Genomic DNA, 16543 nt, shown 5'->3' with positions numbered 1-16543 from the left:
AAGGAGGTTTTCTTTGTGCGCATAACCAATGGGATGGTAGCAGCAAATACGCTGCGGAATATTAATAAGGCTGCAAATCGACTGGCTGATGCGAATGCAGCTGTATCGTCCAATCAAAAAATTCAGATAGCTTCTGATGATCCAGTAGTGGCGGCACGAGCGGTAACATACCGCAGCTATGTTTCCCAGATAAAACAATACCAAGATAATGCGGAATCCGCCGATGCCTGGCAGACGGCGACGGATGATGCGTTAAGCGATTTGAGCGACCTCGTCACAACGCTTAAGACATTAACCACGCAGGCGTCTAGTGACACGATTAGTGATGCTGATCTAACAAGTATCAAGGCGTCAGTCGAGGAAGGACTGGAATCGGCTATTTCACTTATGAATACTACGTATAATGGAAGTTATATTTTTGGCGGGTATAGCACGAACGAAGCACCCTATGAGGTAGTGTCCACAGATATTGGCGATACCGTGACGTTTAAAGGTGATTACTTAAGCCTTGGTGGCGTGGTGTCAGCGGATATCGATGATGCGGATATCATTTCCTACTATACTGCCAACGCTAGCGATGCCTATAATTCTTTAACTTCCGCTGCGGCGACTGCTCTAGCTGCTTCTAATACTGCTGCTTCAGCAGCTGCTGCTGATCCCACGAATGTTACGTTAGCTGCTAAAGCTGCCGCTGCGCAGAGTACTTCTGATACATTAGCTGCGGCTGTTACCACTTATGGGGGTTCTACTAATTTAACGGATGCCGTTGCGGCTGCTCTGACTGCTTATACCACTGCGAAGACTGCTGCAGATGCGGATCCCACGAATACTACGTTAGCTGATGCGGCTACCGCTGCTAAAACTACTTCGGATGCGTTAGCTGCTGCTGCTGCCAATACAGACCAGGACATTAACTACAATATTGGCTTTAATAGCGAAGTGACTGTCAATATTGAGGGGCAGGATGTTACAGGAGAAGGTACCAGCAATCTATTTAATACCATTGCTAAACTACTTCTGGCACTAGATGGGGATACCAGTTATAAAACGGCTAGTCTAGACTCGTCAGGTAACGTGACAGTTACTACCAATTCTTTAGATTTAACCGATTTAATTGACGAGTTCAGTACGGATCTTAGCAAGGTGACGGTTGCACAAGCTGCCTTGGGAGCTAGTATGGACACTGTGACAACTGTAACTAGTAGCCTAGGTGATGCCTATACAGCATATAGTACTTTTATGAGTGACAATGAGGATATAGATACGGCCTCAGCAGCTACGGAATTAACGAGTGCCGAGTATACTTATGAAGCGGCTCTGGCAGTTGGGGCTAAAGTAATCTCCAAGTCGCTGATCGATTATATTGCATAATTCTGATAGGGAGGTGGAGTAAATGTCTAGTAGTAGTAGTATAACAACCAGCACAGTCAATGGAACAACTCGGATTACGGGCTTGTCTTCCGGGATTGATGTAGATGGCATCGTTGAACAACTGGTAACTGCCGAGAAAGCAAAGAAGCTAAATAAATTGCAACAAAAGTTACAAACGGCTGAATGGAAACAGACAGCATACCGTGACATTATCACTGATGTTCAAGATTTTTCCAGTGAGTATTTCAGTACAACCTCGTCCAGTAGCATCATGAAAGCAAGTAATTTTTTACAATACGCTTCCACTAGTAGCGATAGTGCAGTTTCGGTGACTGCTGCCAGTACAGCCAGTGCAAGGAGTCATACCGTAACAGTAACTCAACTAGCCACGGCAGCCACGCTCACAAGTAGCGCTAGCGTTTCCAAAGAGGTGCAAGGTTCAGCGGTAGCGGATTATACGAGCCTCACCGATGAAAGCTTTGTCATGACCCTGGATGGTACAGATTATACAGTCGATCTTGATAATGTGAATGGTACCACCGGTACCGCTGCGATCACTGCGCTGCAAACGGCGATCGATACTGCAGTTGGTTCGGGTAAAGTTACTGTCAGTACAAACTCCTCTGGATATCTAGAGATCACCTCAGCCACAAATAGTGGTGTACAGGCGATTACTGTTAGCGCCACCGATGCCAATAGTGATGGTACAGCAGATAATGCGGGCTTAAGCGAACTGGGTTTTGGCACGGGTGCAATACTCTCTAACCGCTTAGACACCTCCGATACGTTAGCGACAATTGCCGAGCAGTTAAGTTCGTCTACAGCGTCGACATTTGGCACTTCCGGAGTCTCATTGACGATCAACGGCACTACAAAAAGCTTTGCAAGTACTGTGACTCTCGCTACGATGATGTCCGAAATCAACTCGGCTGACCTTGGGGTTACAATGACCTATGATACAATTACCGGTAAGCTCGTGATGACGGCCGATGATACAGGTGCTGGCAATACGTTGACAGTGACCGACACCGACTCGAGTACGAGCAACTTTGCAACATTGCTGCTGACTACTGCTACTGCCGGTGTCGATGCCAAGGTAACGATAGATGATCAGGCTTTGACCCGTAGCTCTAACACCATTACTCTTGATGGAGTAACTTATACTCTGAATGCAGAAACGACTGAGGAGGCTACGGTAACTGTAACGCAAGATACTGATGGTGTGTATGATTTGATTAGCGCTTTCGTGGACGATTATAATACGCTAATTGATACCATTAATACTGCGATCGATGAAAATGCGGATTCAGATTACCCACCACTCACGGACGATGAAAAAGAAGAAATGACGGATGACGAGATTACCGCCTGGGAAACCAAAGCAAAAGTAGGCCTATTGGAAAGTGATTCCACTTTGGAAGCTTTATTAAGTGATTTACGAACATCTTTGATTGATTCAGTTTCTGGTTCGACAATCAGTCTTTCTAGCATCGGTATAAGCAGTGGTACCTATGACGAGGATGGTGCACTATATATCGATGAAGATACACTGACGGCAGCCATCGCAAGTGATCCAGAAGCAGTTATGAATCTTTTTACCCAGAAGTCATCTACCTATCCGAATAATTCAACGGTGCGGAGTTTGTCATCAAGTGCATTGAGTACTAGGTACGAGGAGGAAGGTATTTCCTACCGTTTTTACGATACCATGCAAAAGTATATTTCAACCACCCGTGATAGTTCTGGAAATAAAGGAACATTATTAGAAAAAGCTGGTACTGAGGACGATGCTACTGATACGGATAACACTCTGACTACACTGATTGATAAGTATCAAGAGGAAATTGATGACGAGGAAGATCGTCTAGATGATTTGGAAGACACCCTTTATGACAAATACACTACGTTAGAAACCTATATTAGTACCATGAATTCGCAACTCTCAGCCTTGTCATCACTTACTAGTAGTTAAGTCGGACAATAGAAATATTTTCAAGGAGTCAATAATATGGGGCAGCGGGAAAATGCAAGATCTTATTTAAATAAAAAAAACATAATTCTTGAGAAAATTCTCGTCAATACCGAAGCATTATGCCGTTTTATTCACCGACGAGAGATGAAAGGTTTAAAGCGCACCCTTGGAGAACGAGAAGTGCTAATCAGGAAACTCATTGCTATAAATGAAGCGTTGTTCAGTGACCAAACTTGGAAAGGTATACAGGGGTTAACACCGATGATTCAAGATATTGCCAATAAGCAACAGGAAATAATAGACCGCAGTAGCCAAATCATGCAGGAAGCTGTCACTGAACGAATTGGTATTGCCGCCGAATTAAGAGCTAGCAAGGCTCGGCGGCAAGTCAAAAATCGGTATAGTAATCCTTGGGCTATCATTGCACAAGGAAGACGTATTAATGAAAAATGTTGAGAAAAATTTTGGTGACTATTGATCGCTAGATTTTGGGAGTGAGAAGAGCCTAAAAGGCAAATCCGCATGGTTTTTGGTGGGGGTTTGTTTGTTGTATATAAATCTGAAGGTATAGGGGGGAATGGTCATGAATGCTAAGAATACTGCCAATGCATATAAGAGGCAACAAATCATGAGCGCACCGCCAGAAGAGTTGACGCTGATGCTGTACAATGGCGCCATTCGCTTTGTTACAGAAAGCATTCTGGCGATTGAGAAGAAGGATATAGAAAAGGCACATACTGCAAATATAAAGGCGCAAAATATAGTTCGTGAATTTATGGTGACAATGGATATGAAACAGCCAATTTCCCAGCCTTGGCGACAGATTGACGAATATATATTACATTGCTTAATTCAGGGCAATATGAAAAAAGATAAGGTTCAACTGGAAGAAGCGAAAAGATTGTTGGTAGAATTTCGCGATGCATGGTTCCAAGCGATGAAGCAGGTGCGTATGGATAAAGCCGTAGGGAAGTAACTTAGACTCCAATTCTGCATGTTAATAATTTTAAGTTAGCACTAAAATTTTTCTTATTTAGGATTTACTGACATGGGGAACCGGAGAGATACATATGCATGCAAAAATATGGAGGGTAGGTGTAGTGATTTGAGCATTACAAGTGTTAAAAGTAATAGTAGTGTAGCTTCAACAGCGGTATCGGTAGTTAAGCCAGTGAATACCCAATCGGATATAACAGTAAAGAATGATTCAACTACAAGTGGTGTAAAAGATGTAGATAATAAAAAAAATACTGGGACTACTGCTGATGAAAATCAGCTCAGTGAAAATGAGCTTAATGATATTACTGAAAAAATAAACAGTTTTATGCAATCACTGAACACCAATATCCAATTTGAACTGCATACTGAAACAAAAACATTAATGATACAGGCTGTAGATAACAAAACTCACGAAGTAATCAAAGAATTTCCTTCCCATGAGCTTTTAGATATGGTGGCTAAAATAAAGGATTGTATAGGTGTTTTTTTAGACAAAAAGGCATAGTCTGCTGGTTTTGGCATGTATAGATGCATTAACTACTAAACATTACTAGTACGAAAAAGACATATAGGTTAAGTTGCTCAGTATCCCCTTTTGGTCGATAAAGTTCAAAAGCACATTTGATGGAATGTGACTACAACTTGTCAGTCGGAGGGGATTTTCTATGTCAAAAAAGAGATAAAAAGCAATCTGCTATAGAGTCATGGTATTTGCTGGAGGAAAGGCTCGTTTAAGTTGTTAATAGCCTGCTGGGTGTCACTCTAGTATGATTTATAAGTGATACCAAGATTATATTTAATTTAATTGCTTTCATAAGTTTATTTTTTGTCCCTATAAGCGTTAACTTGGATCGCCCTGATTTAAGATGGCTAGATTAACCCAGATTAGACTTACTGGACACTTAGATTTTATTCTTTTAAATGCTATCTATAAAAAAATAAAGGGTTGCCTCAGAAAATGAGGCAACCCTTTATTTTTTATATTTATTGTAACAGAGTCAATACTTGCTGTGGTTGTTGATTGGCTTTTGACAACATAGCAGTAGCGGCTTGAGTTATGACGCTTAGCTTGGTGTATTCTGCCATTTCTGAGGCCATATCTGTGTCGCGGATATTGGATTCAGCAGAAGTTAAGTTTTCACTTTCAGTATCCAAATTGTTAATATTGCTCTCTAGACTGTTCTGGACAGCGCCTAGATTAGAACGTTCTGCAGAAACTTTTTTAATTGCTGCATCTATAGCAGTGAGAGCATTACTCGCACTATCTACTGTGCTCATATCAAGACCTGTATCAGCATCTTCACCAGCAACTCCTAGTGAGCTGGCATCCATATCGCTGATGGAAAGCGTCATTGTTTGATTTGAGTTTGCGCCGACCTGGAAGGTTAGAGCAGATGAAGAATCAACGGTAACATCAGAAGTAGCAACAGGAATAAGTGATAACGCATTTTTAGCGTTAGTAGCAGCTGTATCAGATGCAGCGGACGTTGTTCCTGCAGTTACTACAGTTGCGTCAGTAGATGCTGCTGCTGTAGTATATAGAGCTGCTTTAGCAGTAGCTATAGTAGTAGCATTACCGCCAGAGACAGCGCTGGTATAAGCAGCTGCTGCTGCGTTGTCAGCTGCTGATGTTGATGCAGTAGAGGCTGATAGTGCTGAAACTAAGGCAGTTAAGTCAGTAGCAGCAGTAGTACTAGTGCTAGCAACAAGAGCAACCGCAGTTGCATTAGTAGTGGCATAAGCAGTATTAAGTGCTGCTAGTTCTGCATCGTTACCAGTAACAGTCAGACCAAAAGCCGTTAAGGTATTACCATCAGCGGTGGCTGCTGCTCCATTAATGGTTCCTGCAGCGTCGGTACCATTGACGGTAACACTTGTGGCGGTCGTGCTTGCTGTTGCATTAAATAGGCCAGTTAAGGTAGCATTATCAGCAGCTACAGTAACTTCAGAATCGCTGCCGTAGGTAGCATTATTTAATGAAATATAGTACGCACCAGTTGTATCTGTATTCAATGAGGCAGTAACGCCAGTAGTAGCTGTTTCATCATTTATTTTCTCAAGAACACCTTCTATAGTATCGTTGGAATCAACGGTTATTGTTGTTCCATTGATTTCAATGTCTCCTGCAAAAGCAGATGCAGAATCAGTTGCAGCAGCAATTGTAGTAGAGGATGTAGCAAGACCTGTAGTTGCTTGCGTTGCTACTGCAGTGTAATTTACTACATAAGTGCCTGAATCTGTATTATTTCCGGCAACAGTTGCAGCAGTATTAATTGCAGCTGAATTTGTACCAGATACAGATGTAGTTGCACCACTATCTCCATTTAACAATTTCTTGGTGTTGTATTCAGTGTCATTAGAAATGCGGTCAATTTCCTGAGAGAGTTCATCGACCTCATCTTGGATGGATGTTCTGTCATCATCGGTTAATGTATCAGAGGAAGCCTGTACAGCTAGCTCGCGCATGCGTTCTAGGATGGATGTAGTTTCATCGAGGGCACCATCTGCTGTCTGAGCCAAGGATATAGCATCTTGAGAGTTGCTACTTGCCTGGTCGAGACCTTGGATTTGGCTACGCATTTTTTCAGAAATGGCTAATCCAGCTGCGTTGTCAGAGGCACTGTTGATAGAGTACCCAGATGACAATTTTTCTAATGATGAATTCATAAGCGTAGTGTTTTTGTTTAACTGATTCGTAGTGTTTAAAGCGGACATGTTTGTACTAATTACCATTGACATAATTTATTCCTCCCTGATTTTGAACAAAATTTAGCTTCCGTGCACCATTTTGCATTAGAATTTTGCTACAATGAGCTTCTTTCTAACTGCAAGTCATTTACCGAAATGACTTGTCCCCCATTACCTGCTATGGGTAAGCGCCTCCTTTCGCGTTTATCTATTATTGTTTTCGAAGGGAAATATTAAGATTGTATTTAGTAAATAGGTAAAAATAATAAATTATTGTCGATTTTCTAAAAAAAAGATATTTATTTAGAAAGAGAATTCCAATTTTGATAATTTATAATAGGAAAGAATGGGCAAGAAAAGGTATTATAAGGAAAGCAATTTGTTTCTTCTTGTAATTTGACATTCTACAAAGTTTAAAATTAGTTAAATTATTAAGAAATTATTACTAAAACTAAATAAAATATAAATAATAATATGTCATTATATAAATACAGAAATGTCCAAGGATGGATAATTTTTCACAAGGTTGTGGTCTCAAAAGGGTGTTTTGAATGAAACTATTACTAGTAGATGACGAGAGTAAATTAGTTGAAGCACTATCATATTTGTTAAAGAAGAATGGCTTCGTAGTCGATGTTGCTATGGATGGTGAAACAGGCATTGAAATGGCCTGTACTGGAATCTATGATATTATTATTTTGGATCGCATGTTGCCTTATTTAGATGGTGTGTCCTTGCTGAAAGAATTTCGCAGACTCGGACATAATACTCCCGTTCTCTTTTTGACAGCCAAGGATACCCCAGACGATCGGGCAGAAGGTTTAAATGCTGGTGCAGACGATTATTTAGTTAAGCCATTTTTTACTGTAGAATTAGTAGCAAGATTGCAAGCGCTAACTCGTCGAAAAAACACAGAAATAGTGGATACCATTTTAACTCTTGACGATATTAGATTTGATCCTCAGCGTGCCCAAGTGACTAAAAAAGATACGGTAATTCAGTTAACATTAAAAGAATCACAGCTATTAGAACTACTAATACGTAACCAGGGTCAAGTTGTTACCAAACAGCGGATCATCGAAAAGGTATGGGGTTACAATTCCGATGCGGAAGAAAGTACAATCAATATATATATTCATTACTTACGCAAAAAGATTAATATATCCAATTTGAAGACGGTAAGGGGCGTTGGCTATTATTTACCGAAAAGCAATATCTCGAAAGTTGCGAATTAAGAGTTTTAAAAAGCAGAAAAGGTTACCTGGTATAATAGGTAACCTTTTCTGCTTTTAACATAGTCGATATTTTATATCTTTTTGGTTCATATATAATTCAATTTCAAGGTGAAGCCTCTCCATAATAATTTTCCTTATCATGTCCTGCAACTCTTTCGCGTTGTCTTGAACGCCTTTTTCTATAGAGAATACGAGAGCCTCGGCTTGTTCCGGGGAAAGATTGGGCGGAACTATCAGATTGAAATTCATTTGGAAGTATGTACTGGCATAGTTTTCGATAAAATATTTCATTCGAGTAGCAACATAATCTATAAAATCCCGATCTGCTTTTATCTCGGCTAGACACGTTCGTATTTGCCGATCAATTTCCTCCAAAGGAGTTTCGACTTGTTCAGGAAAAGGGATGATTTTTGCGTTCAAAATAGCACCACCTCGGTAGAATAATGATAAAACTCTTAATTGTTTTAGGTTTGGTGTAAGTCAAATATTCACAAGCTTATCTTCTTGAATATACTTGGAGTTATCTTCATAGATTTCGCCGCGGATAATATTTATATATTTAGGGGCATCGATAGCCAGTCTTAAATCGCCATCGTCACTTCTGACGACTTTGACCATAATGTCTTTTCCGATCATAACGTATTCGCCAGGTTTTCTTCCTAATACTAGCATAATCATTTCCTCCTCATATATAAATAAAACTTCTTTTATTACTATCATCTCATTCTTTTCTTTAGTTAAGATTAAATTATTAGCAGTAATTCGTTAAAAAAATAAAATAGTCGAAATGATTTTATTTGATATTGCAATCACATTTAGACAAAAATAATCGTTGCTGTGGAAATTTGTAAAATTTCTATAGCAGAGATTGTTTTTTATATGGCGAAGGAATCCATAAAGGTATACGCGAAGAAATAATAAAACTTGTAATTAGAGTAGTAATAGTTGATTTTAAGATGAGAAAGGAAGATTATTTATGGATGTTACACCAAAATCAGAAATCGAAAAAAGAATTTCTAGTTTTCAGGAGAAGTTAAGAGAACAGGAACTTGACGGAGGAATCATTGTATTAAATAGCGATATGTTCTATTTTGCTGGTACAGTACAAAATTCCTATTTATATATCCCTTCTACTGGTGATCCTGTGTTAATGGTGAAAAAAAGCTTACGACGTGCTCAAGAGGAATCTTCACTCAAAAATATTGTTCCCATGAAGCACCCTATGGAAATCCCTGCAATTCTAGCAAGTTTTCAGTATGCAAATTTGAAAAAAATAGGGCTGGAATTGGATGTTTTACCATTTAATAATTACCAAATGTATAGAAAAGTATTTCCTGGTGCTGAATTTAGCGATATTTCCCCTGCGATAAAAGAAATTCGTATGATCAAGTCACCCTATGAAGTAGAACTTTTGCGCAATGCCCTACAAGTCGCCGATCGGGCTTTTTCTGCAATACCTACATTTTTACGGGAAGGGATTCCAGAAATTGAGTTAGCTGCTCTGTTTGAAGCGGAGCTACGTAAAGGTGGGTATTCGGGCTCCTGCAAAATGAGAGCCTTTAATCAAGATTTCTTTTACGGAAACCTGTGTAGTGGCAGCAATGGCGCTTATCCTAGTTTCTTTGATGGACCTGTAGGGGGTAAAGGTGTATCTTTATCCTCCCCCCAAGGGGCTGGATGGAAGAAAATAAAAAGGGATGAGGTTGTTTATATCGATTATACTTGTGTGGTACAAGGTTATACAGGTGACCAAGCACGAATTTTCTGTGTTGGAGAGCTTACTCCTCATATGACAAAGGCATTTGAAGATATGTTACTGATTCAGGCTGAAATACTTAAGGGAATCAAACCGGGAACACCTGCTGAAGAGCCTTATCTATTAGCTGTAAAAATAGCAGAGGAAATGGGCTATAAAGACTACTTCATGGGCTACAAGGAAGATCAGGTCAAGTTTGTTGGTCATGGTATTGGTCTGGAACTTGATGAATGGCCTATATTTGCTAAAGGACTTAAGAATCCGATCTTGCCTGGTATGACCTTTGCGCTTGAACCCAAATTAGTGTTTCCTGAAGGAGCCATTGGAACGGAGAATAGCTATGTTATGACAGAGGAAGGACCAAAGAAATTAAGTGTGACTCCTGAGGTTATTACCTATATAAAGTAAGAACAACAACATATCAAGGAAATATTATTCCTTCATATTGAAAGAATGTCCTAGAAGAGATGCTACTCTTCTAGGACATTCTTTTCTACTTGAACGATAATATGCTTTAAAAAATTAGAAATGCTGGCTGAAAGAAATAACCAAATGTTAACATGAAAATAATAGTTAGCTTCGCTATTTGTGTTATCTTAGGATTGCAAATATAATTTTTTCCCTAGAGAATTCGTAAAGAAAAAATTCTGTCAGTTATCATACATAGTAGGCATCTTTATTAGAAGGAGGGGCTTTTTTGAGTTATTTACCTTTATCAGATATCAAGATAGGTATGACTCTTAATCAGGTATTTGTCAGTCCAAATGCAAAAATGATTTTTGGGCAAGGAACGGTGGTAAATGAGTATTTACTATCTTGCTTAAAAGGATGGGCAGTAGAAGGTGCCGATGTGCTAGAGGTCGCAACCGCTGATTTTAACATAGCTGAAATTGAGAAAATGGTTTCGGATATTGTTATAACCTTGGAAAATAGTACAACCATAGAAAAACATGGACAAGTTACTACAGAGGCGCATTCTAAAATAGAAACAGAATTGAAACGGATTTTTTTGCGTACTGGGTATCATGGGGTTATACCTTTAGATACGATTCTTAATTTGGTTAATACTAGAATCTACCCAAGGTTATCTCAAAAGGATTCTTTTATACAATTACACACAGATTCCTCATCTGGAGATTATCTGTATAGGCACGCATTAGATGTTGCTCTACTTTCTGGTTATCTTGGACGGTGGCTCGGCTATGGTGACAGTGATATTTTGAACCTTACTTTGGCCGGATTAATGCATGATATTGGTAAAACTCGATTTAAATCTGAAGTGTTAAGTAAACCTGATAAGCTAAATTTGGAAGAGTTCAATATTGCTAAAATACATGCAAGCTATAGTTATCAATTGCTGGCGCAAACAGATATTGTACCTAATGCAGTTTTAAATGCAGTTCTTCAACATCATGAAAGAATTGATGGTTCAGGATACCCTTATGGGTGTAGCGACACAGAGGTTACTATGTTAGCTAGAATTATTGCTGTAGCTGACGTATATGACGCTCTTATTAGTAATCGTTACTACAAAAGGAGCGTTTCACCACAAGAAGCAATAGAAATAATGATGTTTCAGATGTCCGGGCAATTAGATACTCATGTTTTGGCTTGTTTAATAGAGCATGTTAAAAAATTTGATGTAGGAGGTAAAAGGTCCGTTCTACATAATTTAGCAATGTAAAAAAGTGCGGCATATAGGTAGTCAATTTACTTGTAAGGGGAGGATTTTTTTGCATAAACCACTGAAAATTTTGATTAGCGATGATTCATTATTATTGCGAAAAAAATTAAGAGCAGAATTAGAAAAGCTAAGTTGTGAAGTTTTTGAAGCGAAAGATGGACAAGAAGTGATTGAAGCGTATGTGCAGTTTTGTCCTGACGGAGTATTTATGGATATTGTTATGCCAAAAGTAAGCGGTTTAGATGCTTTGAAAAAAATTAAAGAAATAGATAATAAGGCAAGGGTGATTATGCTTTCTTCGACAGGTACTGCTACTAAATTGCTAGAGGCTCTTAAGCTAGGGGCAATCGATTTTATTCAAAAACCATACAATAGTAATCAAATCGTGAAAGCAGTAAATGACATCATTCGAAAGGAGCCCTAAATGTTTAGTCAATTTTTTGCTCAATATATATTAAACCAAGGGCTACTTACACCAACTCAAGTACAGGAAGTTCTTGAAAGTAGACGTGCAGTGCAAGTAAAGTTAGGTGTATTGGCCATTAATCAAGGATTTTTGAATGCTAAACAAGTAGAGGAAATTTACAGGCTACAACATACTATTGATAAACGATTTGGGGAGATAGCTTTAGACGGAGGTTATTTATCAGAAGAGCAACTTATGATTCTCTTAGACACACAGGAAAATAGTCATCTCAAATTTGGTCAGACATTAGTTGATAAAGGTTTTATGACTTTAGCACAACTGGAGCATGTTTTAGAAGATTACAAAAAACAAAGTAATTTAGGCGGACAGTCTGATGTATCAGTTCTTAAAGAGCGAATTCGTACTCAAATAAACTTCTCACCAGAAGATGAAAATGTAGAATTGTATTATGATTATATCTCACTTTTTCTTCGAGCTATGGTTCGTTTTTTGGACGCCAGTCCCTTACTTATATCAATAGCCCATGAACAGGATCAGAATCGATGGTTTGTTTCACAAAGTATGATGGGAGATGTTACGCTACATAGTAGTTTTACTGCTGAAGATAGTGTATTGCTTACATTAGCACGTAGCTATAGTGGTGAAGAAATTTGTGAAATGAATGAGCTTGCTTTTGATAGTATAGGGGAGTTTTTGAATGTTGCTAATGGCCTTTTTTGTATTAATCTTTCTAATGTGGGATTGGATCTTGATCTACAGCCACAAACTGTTACAAAAGGTGCTGCTTTTAAGGGGAAATCCAATTATGCAGTAGCGATCGATACTGGTATTGGTAGAATGGATTTAATCATGACTGGGGCATAGTTAATGAGTATTATAGGAAAACTTCATAGATTGTTATAATAAAAGGAAAAGCAGGTCATAGCCTGCTTTTCCTTTTATGGCAAAAAATGATGTTAATTTTTGTTTGTGCTTTATTAGTTAGAGTTTTCATTTGGATCAAATTGATTAACAAAATCAATAAAGGCCTTACAGGCTAGTGGTAAGACTTTATCAGGTTTCCAAATGAGCCCCATATCTAAAAAGAGGTGGGGGTGAAGGGGGATTTTGGTTACATGATTCACTACTTTAATTGAATTTTTTGGTAAAAAGGAAATCCCTACTCCTTTGGCAACTAAGGCTTTTATAGTTTGGAACTGGTTGGTGGATAAGGCTACTTGCGGTGTAATATTGTGCTTCGCATATTCCTCCAAAATGATGCGCCGCAATACAAACCCTTCATTATAAAGGATGATAGGCTCATTCTTTAGTTGTTCAAAGGTTAGAAATGGCTCCTGGCTAAGAGGGTGCTCTGTGGGGAGACAAACGACAATTTCCTGGGAGGTAATTAGGTGGGAATCCAGGTCTGTTAAAGTTGGCGGTAAAATGACAAGGCCAACATGCACTTCTTCACGCTTAACTAGATCAACAGCTGTGGAGGAACCATCCTCAATAACAGCCATGTCAAGGGAAGGATAATTTTTTTTGAAAGCCGCAAATAACTCAGGAAAAACATAAGCCCCTAACAAAGGCGGGACAGCAATTCGGAAGGTCCCTCTAGTTAAGTTTTTATATTCTGTCATCGTGTTTTGAGCAGCAATTATTCTGGCAAGAATGTCTTTCGCTAAGTCAAGAAACACGGCACCTTCTTCTGTAAGAAGAACTTTTTTTTGGGTTCGATTGAGTAGTTGAAAACCTAACTCTTCCTCTAATCTATGGATAGATTTGGAAATGGCGGGTTGGGATACGTGTAGTCTATTGGCAGCAACTGTGAAATTTTGTAATTCAGATACAGTAACAAAATATTCTAATTCTCTTATATCCATGTCTTTATCCACTCCATATGATAGCTTATAGTTATTATAGCATGGCTATACAAAAATAAACTATTAAAGCATTAGAAATATGGGATTTATTTTATGAACTTATCATAATTTCTTAAAATATACCTTTAGCCCCATTACTTTACCCAATAACTTATAGTTATCATACCATGATTAATCGATATTTTCCTTATACAGAAGATAGATCTATACTAAAGGTACGGAAAAGCTCATCGAAGTTATAAAATAATCATGGGTAAGGAGAAATTATTATGGGAAAAGAAGCAGTTTGTAATGATATTGAGTCAACAGTATTAGAAGGGCGTTATTCCTTAAATACCACTTCTGAAGATGTAGGTGTTTTATTGAGTGGTTCCCAAAAGATAGTACGTTATCAGGATAAAGAGAAAAATATATTTTATGGTGTAGTGGAAGGGGATACAATCTTTCAGCTTGCCAGCAATTTTGCCGAAATTGCGTCTGGTACAGTTACCTATGATGGTACAGAGGTTTTACTTTCTGATGTTACTATTTTAATTCCAGTAGAACCATCAAAGGTTGTAAATTTTGGTTGGACCTATGCTGGACATGCAAAAGAAACTGGTGGTACAGCCAATTTAAAAGAGCCTTTCCTGTTCTTGAAGCCCCAATCGGCACTCATTGCTGATCAAGAAACTATCTGTTTGCCACCACTTGATATGACGAATAGAGTAGAACTTGAAGGTGAATTAGCAGTAGTCATCGGTAAAAGTGGTAAAAATATTAAAGAAGAAGATGCACTAAGCTACGTTTTTGGTTATACCGTATTTAATGACGTTACTGCTCGAGATCTTACAAAGACGGATCCACAGTTTACAAGAGGCAAAGGTTTCGATACCTTTGGTCCGATTGGCCCATGCGTCGTAACAGGTGTCGACCCTACCAATTTGAGGATTGTTACGACATTGAATGGAAAAGTAGTGCAAGACGGAAATACAAATCAAATGTCCTTAAGTATACCTTTTTTAATTAGCTGGATTTCAAAGGTTATGACCTTAGAACCAGGTGATGTATTGGCTCTCGGTTCACCTTCTGGAAGCTGCCCAATGAATTCAGGCGATATAGTAACAGTAGAGGTTGAAAAGATTGGAAAACTAACAAATTACGTAAAATAAACAGTTGGCAATTGATAAAACACAGGCACTTTTTGCCTGTGTTTTTTAGCTATTTATTTAGATGTAGTGACTAGTCAGTTTTAGACTTGGCCAGAAATAATAGGATTCGTAGATGTGGCAGTATTAAGAGTTGTAGCAGTATTTTGAGTAACAGGTACGATGGGTGGGAGATTGGCTAAAAATTCTTTTGCAATTTCTTGAATATCCTGGGGGAGTCCTATATCGGGAAAGTTATTTAATGTATAAGCTTGAATGGCTTTTAAAACATCAGGTGTAATTACGATGGTAGGTATAGGGGTTATCGTAGTATCAATTGGAGTGGAAACAGGAATGGTTGGGTTAGTAGGAGTTGTTGGCGTTATTGTATCAGAAACAACAACATGCATGGCATTGGTTATATTCATTAAGACGGGAAGATTTGAAAAAACAAAAGTTTCTAAGGTATTCTGGAAATCCACTTTCAAAGCCAAATTAACACATCCTTTTAGATAATGTGATCAGCTTATGATAAAAAACCAGTGCCACTGTGATTACTATTATCTACTATGCTCCAGCTTTTCTAATTGGAACTAGAACCCTTAAAATCTTATTTAAAGCAGAGTAATTTAAATTTGCCCCGCCTTTCCCAGTTGAAGCATATGTGAAAGATAAGAAAAAGAAATAATGTGTCAGTTAATTTAATAAATAAATTTTAGCCCCTGTCTTATGATAGGGGCTAAAATTAGTAAAAAGTATTGCCCTATTTCATTTCTGCCGAGGAAAAGTCAAAAAGTATTAAAACAATAATTGTGATTAATAAGCAAACAATCCATGCTCGTAATGGACTTTCATAATGCAGCCTCATAATTGGAAACATAGCACAATCAAGAATAGAGGAAGATAGCCATGACCAGTTATTTTTATAAGACATACCACCGATTACATTGTCGATCAATTCTAGGCAACTAAAGAGCAAAATCCACAGGGCAATATAGCCATAGGATCTACCTTTACGGTTAAAAGGAAAATTTGATAGATAGATAAATGTTGCTGATGGTAATATAACATAGCTATTGATCAATTCGACTGTTGTTTGTGTTTTTACAAGAGCGTCGGGCTGATAATTCCAAAGTATATGATGGTATGTTAAAAAACTAGCACCTAGGTTGATAACCATAATAAATAAAACTGTTGAATAATAATTTTCTCGGTTTTTCCAATCACCCCACTTCCATACGGCTAAGAGAAACCCAAGAACAAGAAAAATCCTAAAAAATAAAATATACCACATTTAGATTCCATCCTTAATAGATTGTTATGTTTCTAGGGCTACCTATAAAACTTGCCCCTATTCTAATTCTATTTTTATAATCAACTTCTTATACCCTTAAGGTAATAAAGTTTTTTTTGATAAAA

General features: G+C 38.2%; 17 protein-coding genes and 1 pseudogene. 12 read left to right on the top strand and 6 right to left on the bottom strand.

The window, feature by feature from the left end; genetic code table 11:
• Window positions 1-15: 15 nt before the first annotated feature.
• The 6 genes and pseudogenes from flgL (at window position 16) to UFO1_RS24150 (ending at window position 4847) form a co-directional block, all read left to right on the top strand.
• Window positions 16-1371: a flagellar hook-associated protein FlgL gene (flgL, locus tag UFO1_RS19425; RefSeq protein WP_038673555.1), complete on the top strand. Its 1356-nt coding sequence runs from the start codon at window positions 16-18 to the stop codon at window positions 1369-1371.
• Between the two features lie 22 nt (window positions 1372-1393).
• Window positions 1394-1756: pseudogene (locus UFO1_RS26255) on the top strand (flagellar cap protein FliD N-terminal domain-containing protein); the annotation flags it as partial.
• A 99-nt stretch (window positions 1757-1855) separates the two neighbouring features.
• On the top strand, window positions 1856-3343 hold the full coding sequence (fliD, locus tag UFO1_RS19420; protein WP_236639254.1) for a flagellar filament capping protein FliD: 1488 nt from the start codon (window positions 1856-1858) through the stop codon (window positions 3341-3343).
• Window positions 3344-3379: 36 nt separating this feature from the next.
• The gene (locus UFO1_RS19415; RefSeq protein ID WP_038673554.1) at window positions 3380-3799 is read left to right on the top strand and encodes a hypothetical protein; all 420 of its coding nucleotides are present in this window, start codon (window positions 3380-3382) and stop codon (window positions 3797-3799) included.
• A gap of 127 nt (window positions 3800-3926) precedes the next feature.
• A complete protein-coding gene (fliS, locus tag UFO1_RS19410; RefSeq protein ID WP_084159874.1) occupies window positions 3927-4319 on the top strand; it encodes a flagellar export chaperone FliS in 393 nt (130 codons plus the stop codon).
• A 129-nt stretch (window positions 4320-4448) separates the two neighbouring features.
• Entirely contained in the window at window positions 4449-4847 is a 399-nt protein-coding gene (locus UFO1_RS24150; protein WP_158442848.1) for a flagellar protein FlaG, read from the top strand.
• Window positions 4848-5326: 479 nt separating this feature from the next.
• On the opposite strand, the gene UFO1_RS26140 is transcribed toward UFO1_RS24150, so the two are convergent.
• Window positions 5327-7081 (bottom strand): flagellin, encoded by a 1755-nt coding sequence (locus tag UFO1_RS26140; protein ID WP_051789018.1) that lies wholly within the window; start codon window positions 7079-7081, stop codon window positions 5327-5329.
• Between the two features lie 500 nt (window positions 7082-7581).
• On the opposite strand from UFO1_RS26140, the gene UFO1_RS19395 reads away from it, so the two are divergent.
• Window positions 7582-8265 (top strand): response regulator transcription factor, encoded by a 684-nt coding sequence (locus tag UFO1_RS19395; protein WP_038673552.1) that lies wholly within the window; start codon window positions 7582-7584, stop codon window positions 8263-8265.
• A 54-nt stretch (window positions 8266-8319) separates the two neighbouring features.
• Here UFO1_RS19395 and UFO1_RS19390 read toward each other — a convergent pair whose 3' ends face one another.
• Window positions 8320-8685: a hypothetical protein gene (locus tag UFO1_RS19390; RefSeq protein ID WP_038673551.1), complete on the bottom strand. Its 366-nt coding sequence runs from the start codon at window positions 8683-8685 to the stop codon at window positions 8320-8322.
• Window positions 8686-8745: 60 nt separating this feature from the next.
• Window positions 8746-8937: a carbon storage regulator gene (locus tag UFO1_RS19385; protein WP_038673550.1), complete on the bottom strand. Its 192-nt coding sequence runs from the start codon at window positions 8935-8937 to the stop codon at window positions 8746-8748.
• Window positions 8938-9241: 304 nt separating this feature from the next.
• Between UFO1_RS19385 and UFO1_RS19380 the strand changes: the two genes are divergently transcribed.
• The 4 genes from UFO1_RS19380 to UFO1_RS19365 all read left to right on the top strand — a co-directional run bounded on the left by UFO1_RS19380 (window position 9242) and on the right by UFO1_RS19365 (window position 12996).
• The gene (locus tag UFO1_RS19380; protein WP_038673549.1) at window positions 9242-10429 is read left to right on the top strand and encodes a Xaa-Pro peptidase family protein; all 1188 of its coding nucleotides are present in this window, start codon (window positions 9242-9244) and stop codon (window positions 10427-10429) included.
• A gap of 289 nt (window positions 10430-10718) precedes the next feature.
• A complete protein-coding gene (locus UFO1_RS19375; RefSeq protein WP_038673548.1) occupies window positions 10719-11705 on the top strand; it encodes an HD-GYP domain-containing protein in 987 nt (328 codons plus the stop codon).
• A 49-nt stretch (window positions 11706-11754) separates the two neighbouring features.
• Window positions 11755-12129, top strand: coding sequence for a response regulator (locus tag UFO1_RS19370; RefSeq protein ID WP_038673547.1), 375 nt, complete (start codon window positions 11755-11757; stop codon window positions 12127-12129).
• On the top strand, window positions 12130-12996 hold the full coding sequence (locus tag UFO1_RS19365; protein ID WP_038673546.1) for a hypothetical protein: 867 nt from the start codon (window positions 12130-12132) through the stop codon (window positions 12994-12996). It abuts the gene before it with no gap.
• 113 nt (window positions 12997-13109) lie between these two features.
• Here UFO1_RS19365 and UFO1_RS19360 read toward each other — a convergent pair whose 3' ends face one another.
• Window positions 13110-13997, bottom strand: coding sequence for a LysR family transcriptional regulator (locus UFO1_RS19360; protein ID WP_038673545.1), 888 nt, complete (start codon window positions 13995-13997; stop codon window positions 13110-13112).
• A 269-nt stretch (window positions 13998-14266) separates the two neighbouring features.
• Here UFO1_RS19360 and UFO1_RS19355 point away from each other — a divergent pair, with 269 nt between their 5' ends.
• Window positions 14267-15148 carry a fumarylacetoacetate hydrolase family protein gene (locus tag UFO1_RS19355; protein WP_084159873.1) on the top strand — a complete coding sequence of 294 codons (882 nt, stop codon included), beginning with the start codon at window positions 14267-14269 and terminating at the stop codon, window positions 15146-15148.
• 80 nt (window positions 15149-15228) lie between these two features.
• Here the strand turns inward: UFO1_RS19355 and UFO1_RS19350 are convergent, their stop codons facing one another.
• Window positions 15229-15618 (bottom strand): hypothetical protein, encoded by a 390-nt coding sequence (locus UFO1_RS19350; RefSeq protein WP_038673544.1) that lies wholly within the window; start codon window positions 15616-15618, stop codon window positions 15229-15231.
• Window positions 15619-15887: 269 nt separating this feature from the next.
• Window positions 15888-16418 carry a CBO0543 family protein gene (locus UFO1_RS19345; RefSeq protein ID WP_038673543.1) on the bottom strand — a complete coding sequence of 177 codons (531 nt, stop codon included), beginning with the start codon at window positions 16416-16418 and terminating at the stop codon, window positions 15888-15890.
• Window positions 16419-16543: the final 125 nt, after the last annotated feature.

It is taken from the genome of Pelosinus sp. UFO1, from assembly GCF_000725345.1.
GTDB lineage: Bacteria > Bacillota > Negativicutes > DSM-13327 > DSM-13327 > Pelosinus.
This window is presented reverse-complemented; position numbering and strand designations above follow the sequence as displayed.

Bases quoted from the DNA above. Each gene is read 5' to 3' on its own strand.
- fliD (WP_236639254.1), top strand. From the start codon at position 1,856: ATGACCCTGGATGGTACAGATTATACAGTCGATCTTGATAATGTGAAT.
- UFO1_RS19415 (WP_038673554.1), top strand. From the start codon at position 3,380: ATGGGGCAGCGGGAAAATGCAAGATCTTATTTAAATAAAAAAAACATA.
- fliS (WP_084159874.1), top strand. From the start codon at position 3,927: ATGAATGCTAAGAATACTGCCAATGCATATAAGAGGCAACAAATCATG.
- UFO1_RS26140 (WP_051789018.1), bottom strand. From the start codon at position 7,081: ATGTCAATGGTAATTAGTACAAACATGTCCGCTTTAAACACTACGAAT.
- UFO1_RS19395 (WP_038673552.1), top strand. From the start codon at position 7,582: ATGAAACTATTACTAGTAGATGACGAGAGTAAATTAGTTGAAGCACTA.
- UFO1_RS19385 (WP_038673550.1), bottom strand. From the start codon at position 8,937: ATGCTAGTATTAGGAAGAAAACCTGGCGAATACGTTATGATCGGAAAA.
- UFO1_RS19380 (WP_038673549.1), top strand. From the start codon at position 9,242: ATGGATGTTACACCAAAATCAGAAATCGAAAAAAGAATTTCTAGTTTT.
- UFO1_RS19365 (WP_038673546.1), top strand. From the start codon at position 12,130: ATGTTTAGTCAATTTTTTGCTCAATATATATTAAACCAAGGGCTACTT.
- UFO1_RS19360 (WP_038673545.1), bottom strand. From the start codon at position 13,997: ATGGATATAAGAGAATTAGAATATTTTGTTACTGTATCTGAATTACAA.
- UFO1_RS19355 (WP_084159873.1), top strand. From the start codon at position 14,267: ATGGGAAAAGAAGCAGTTTGTAATGATATTGAGTCAACAGTATTAGAA.
- UFO1_RS19345 (WP_038673543.1), bottom strand. From the start codon at position 16,418: ATGTGGTATATTTTATTTTTTAGGATTTTTCTTGTTCTTGGGTTTCTC.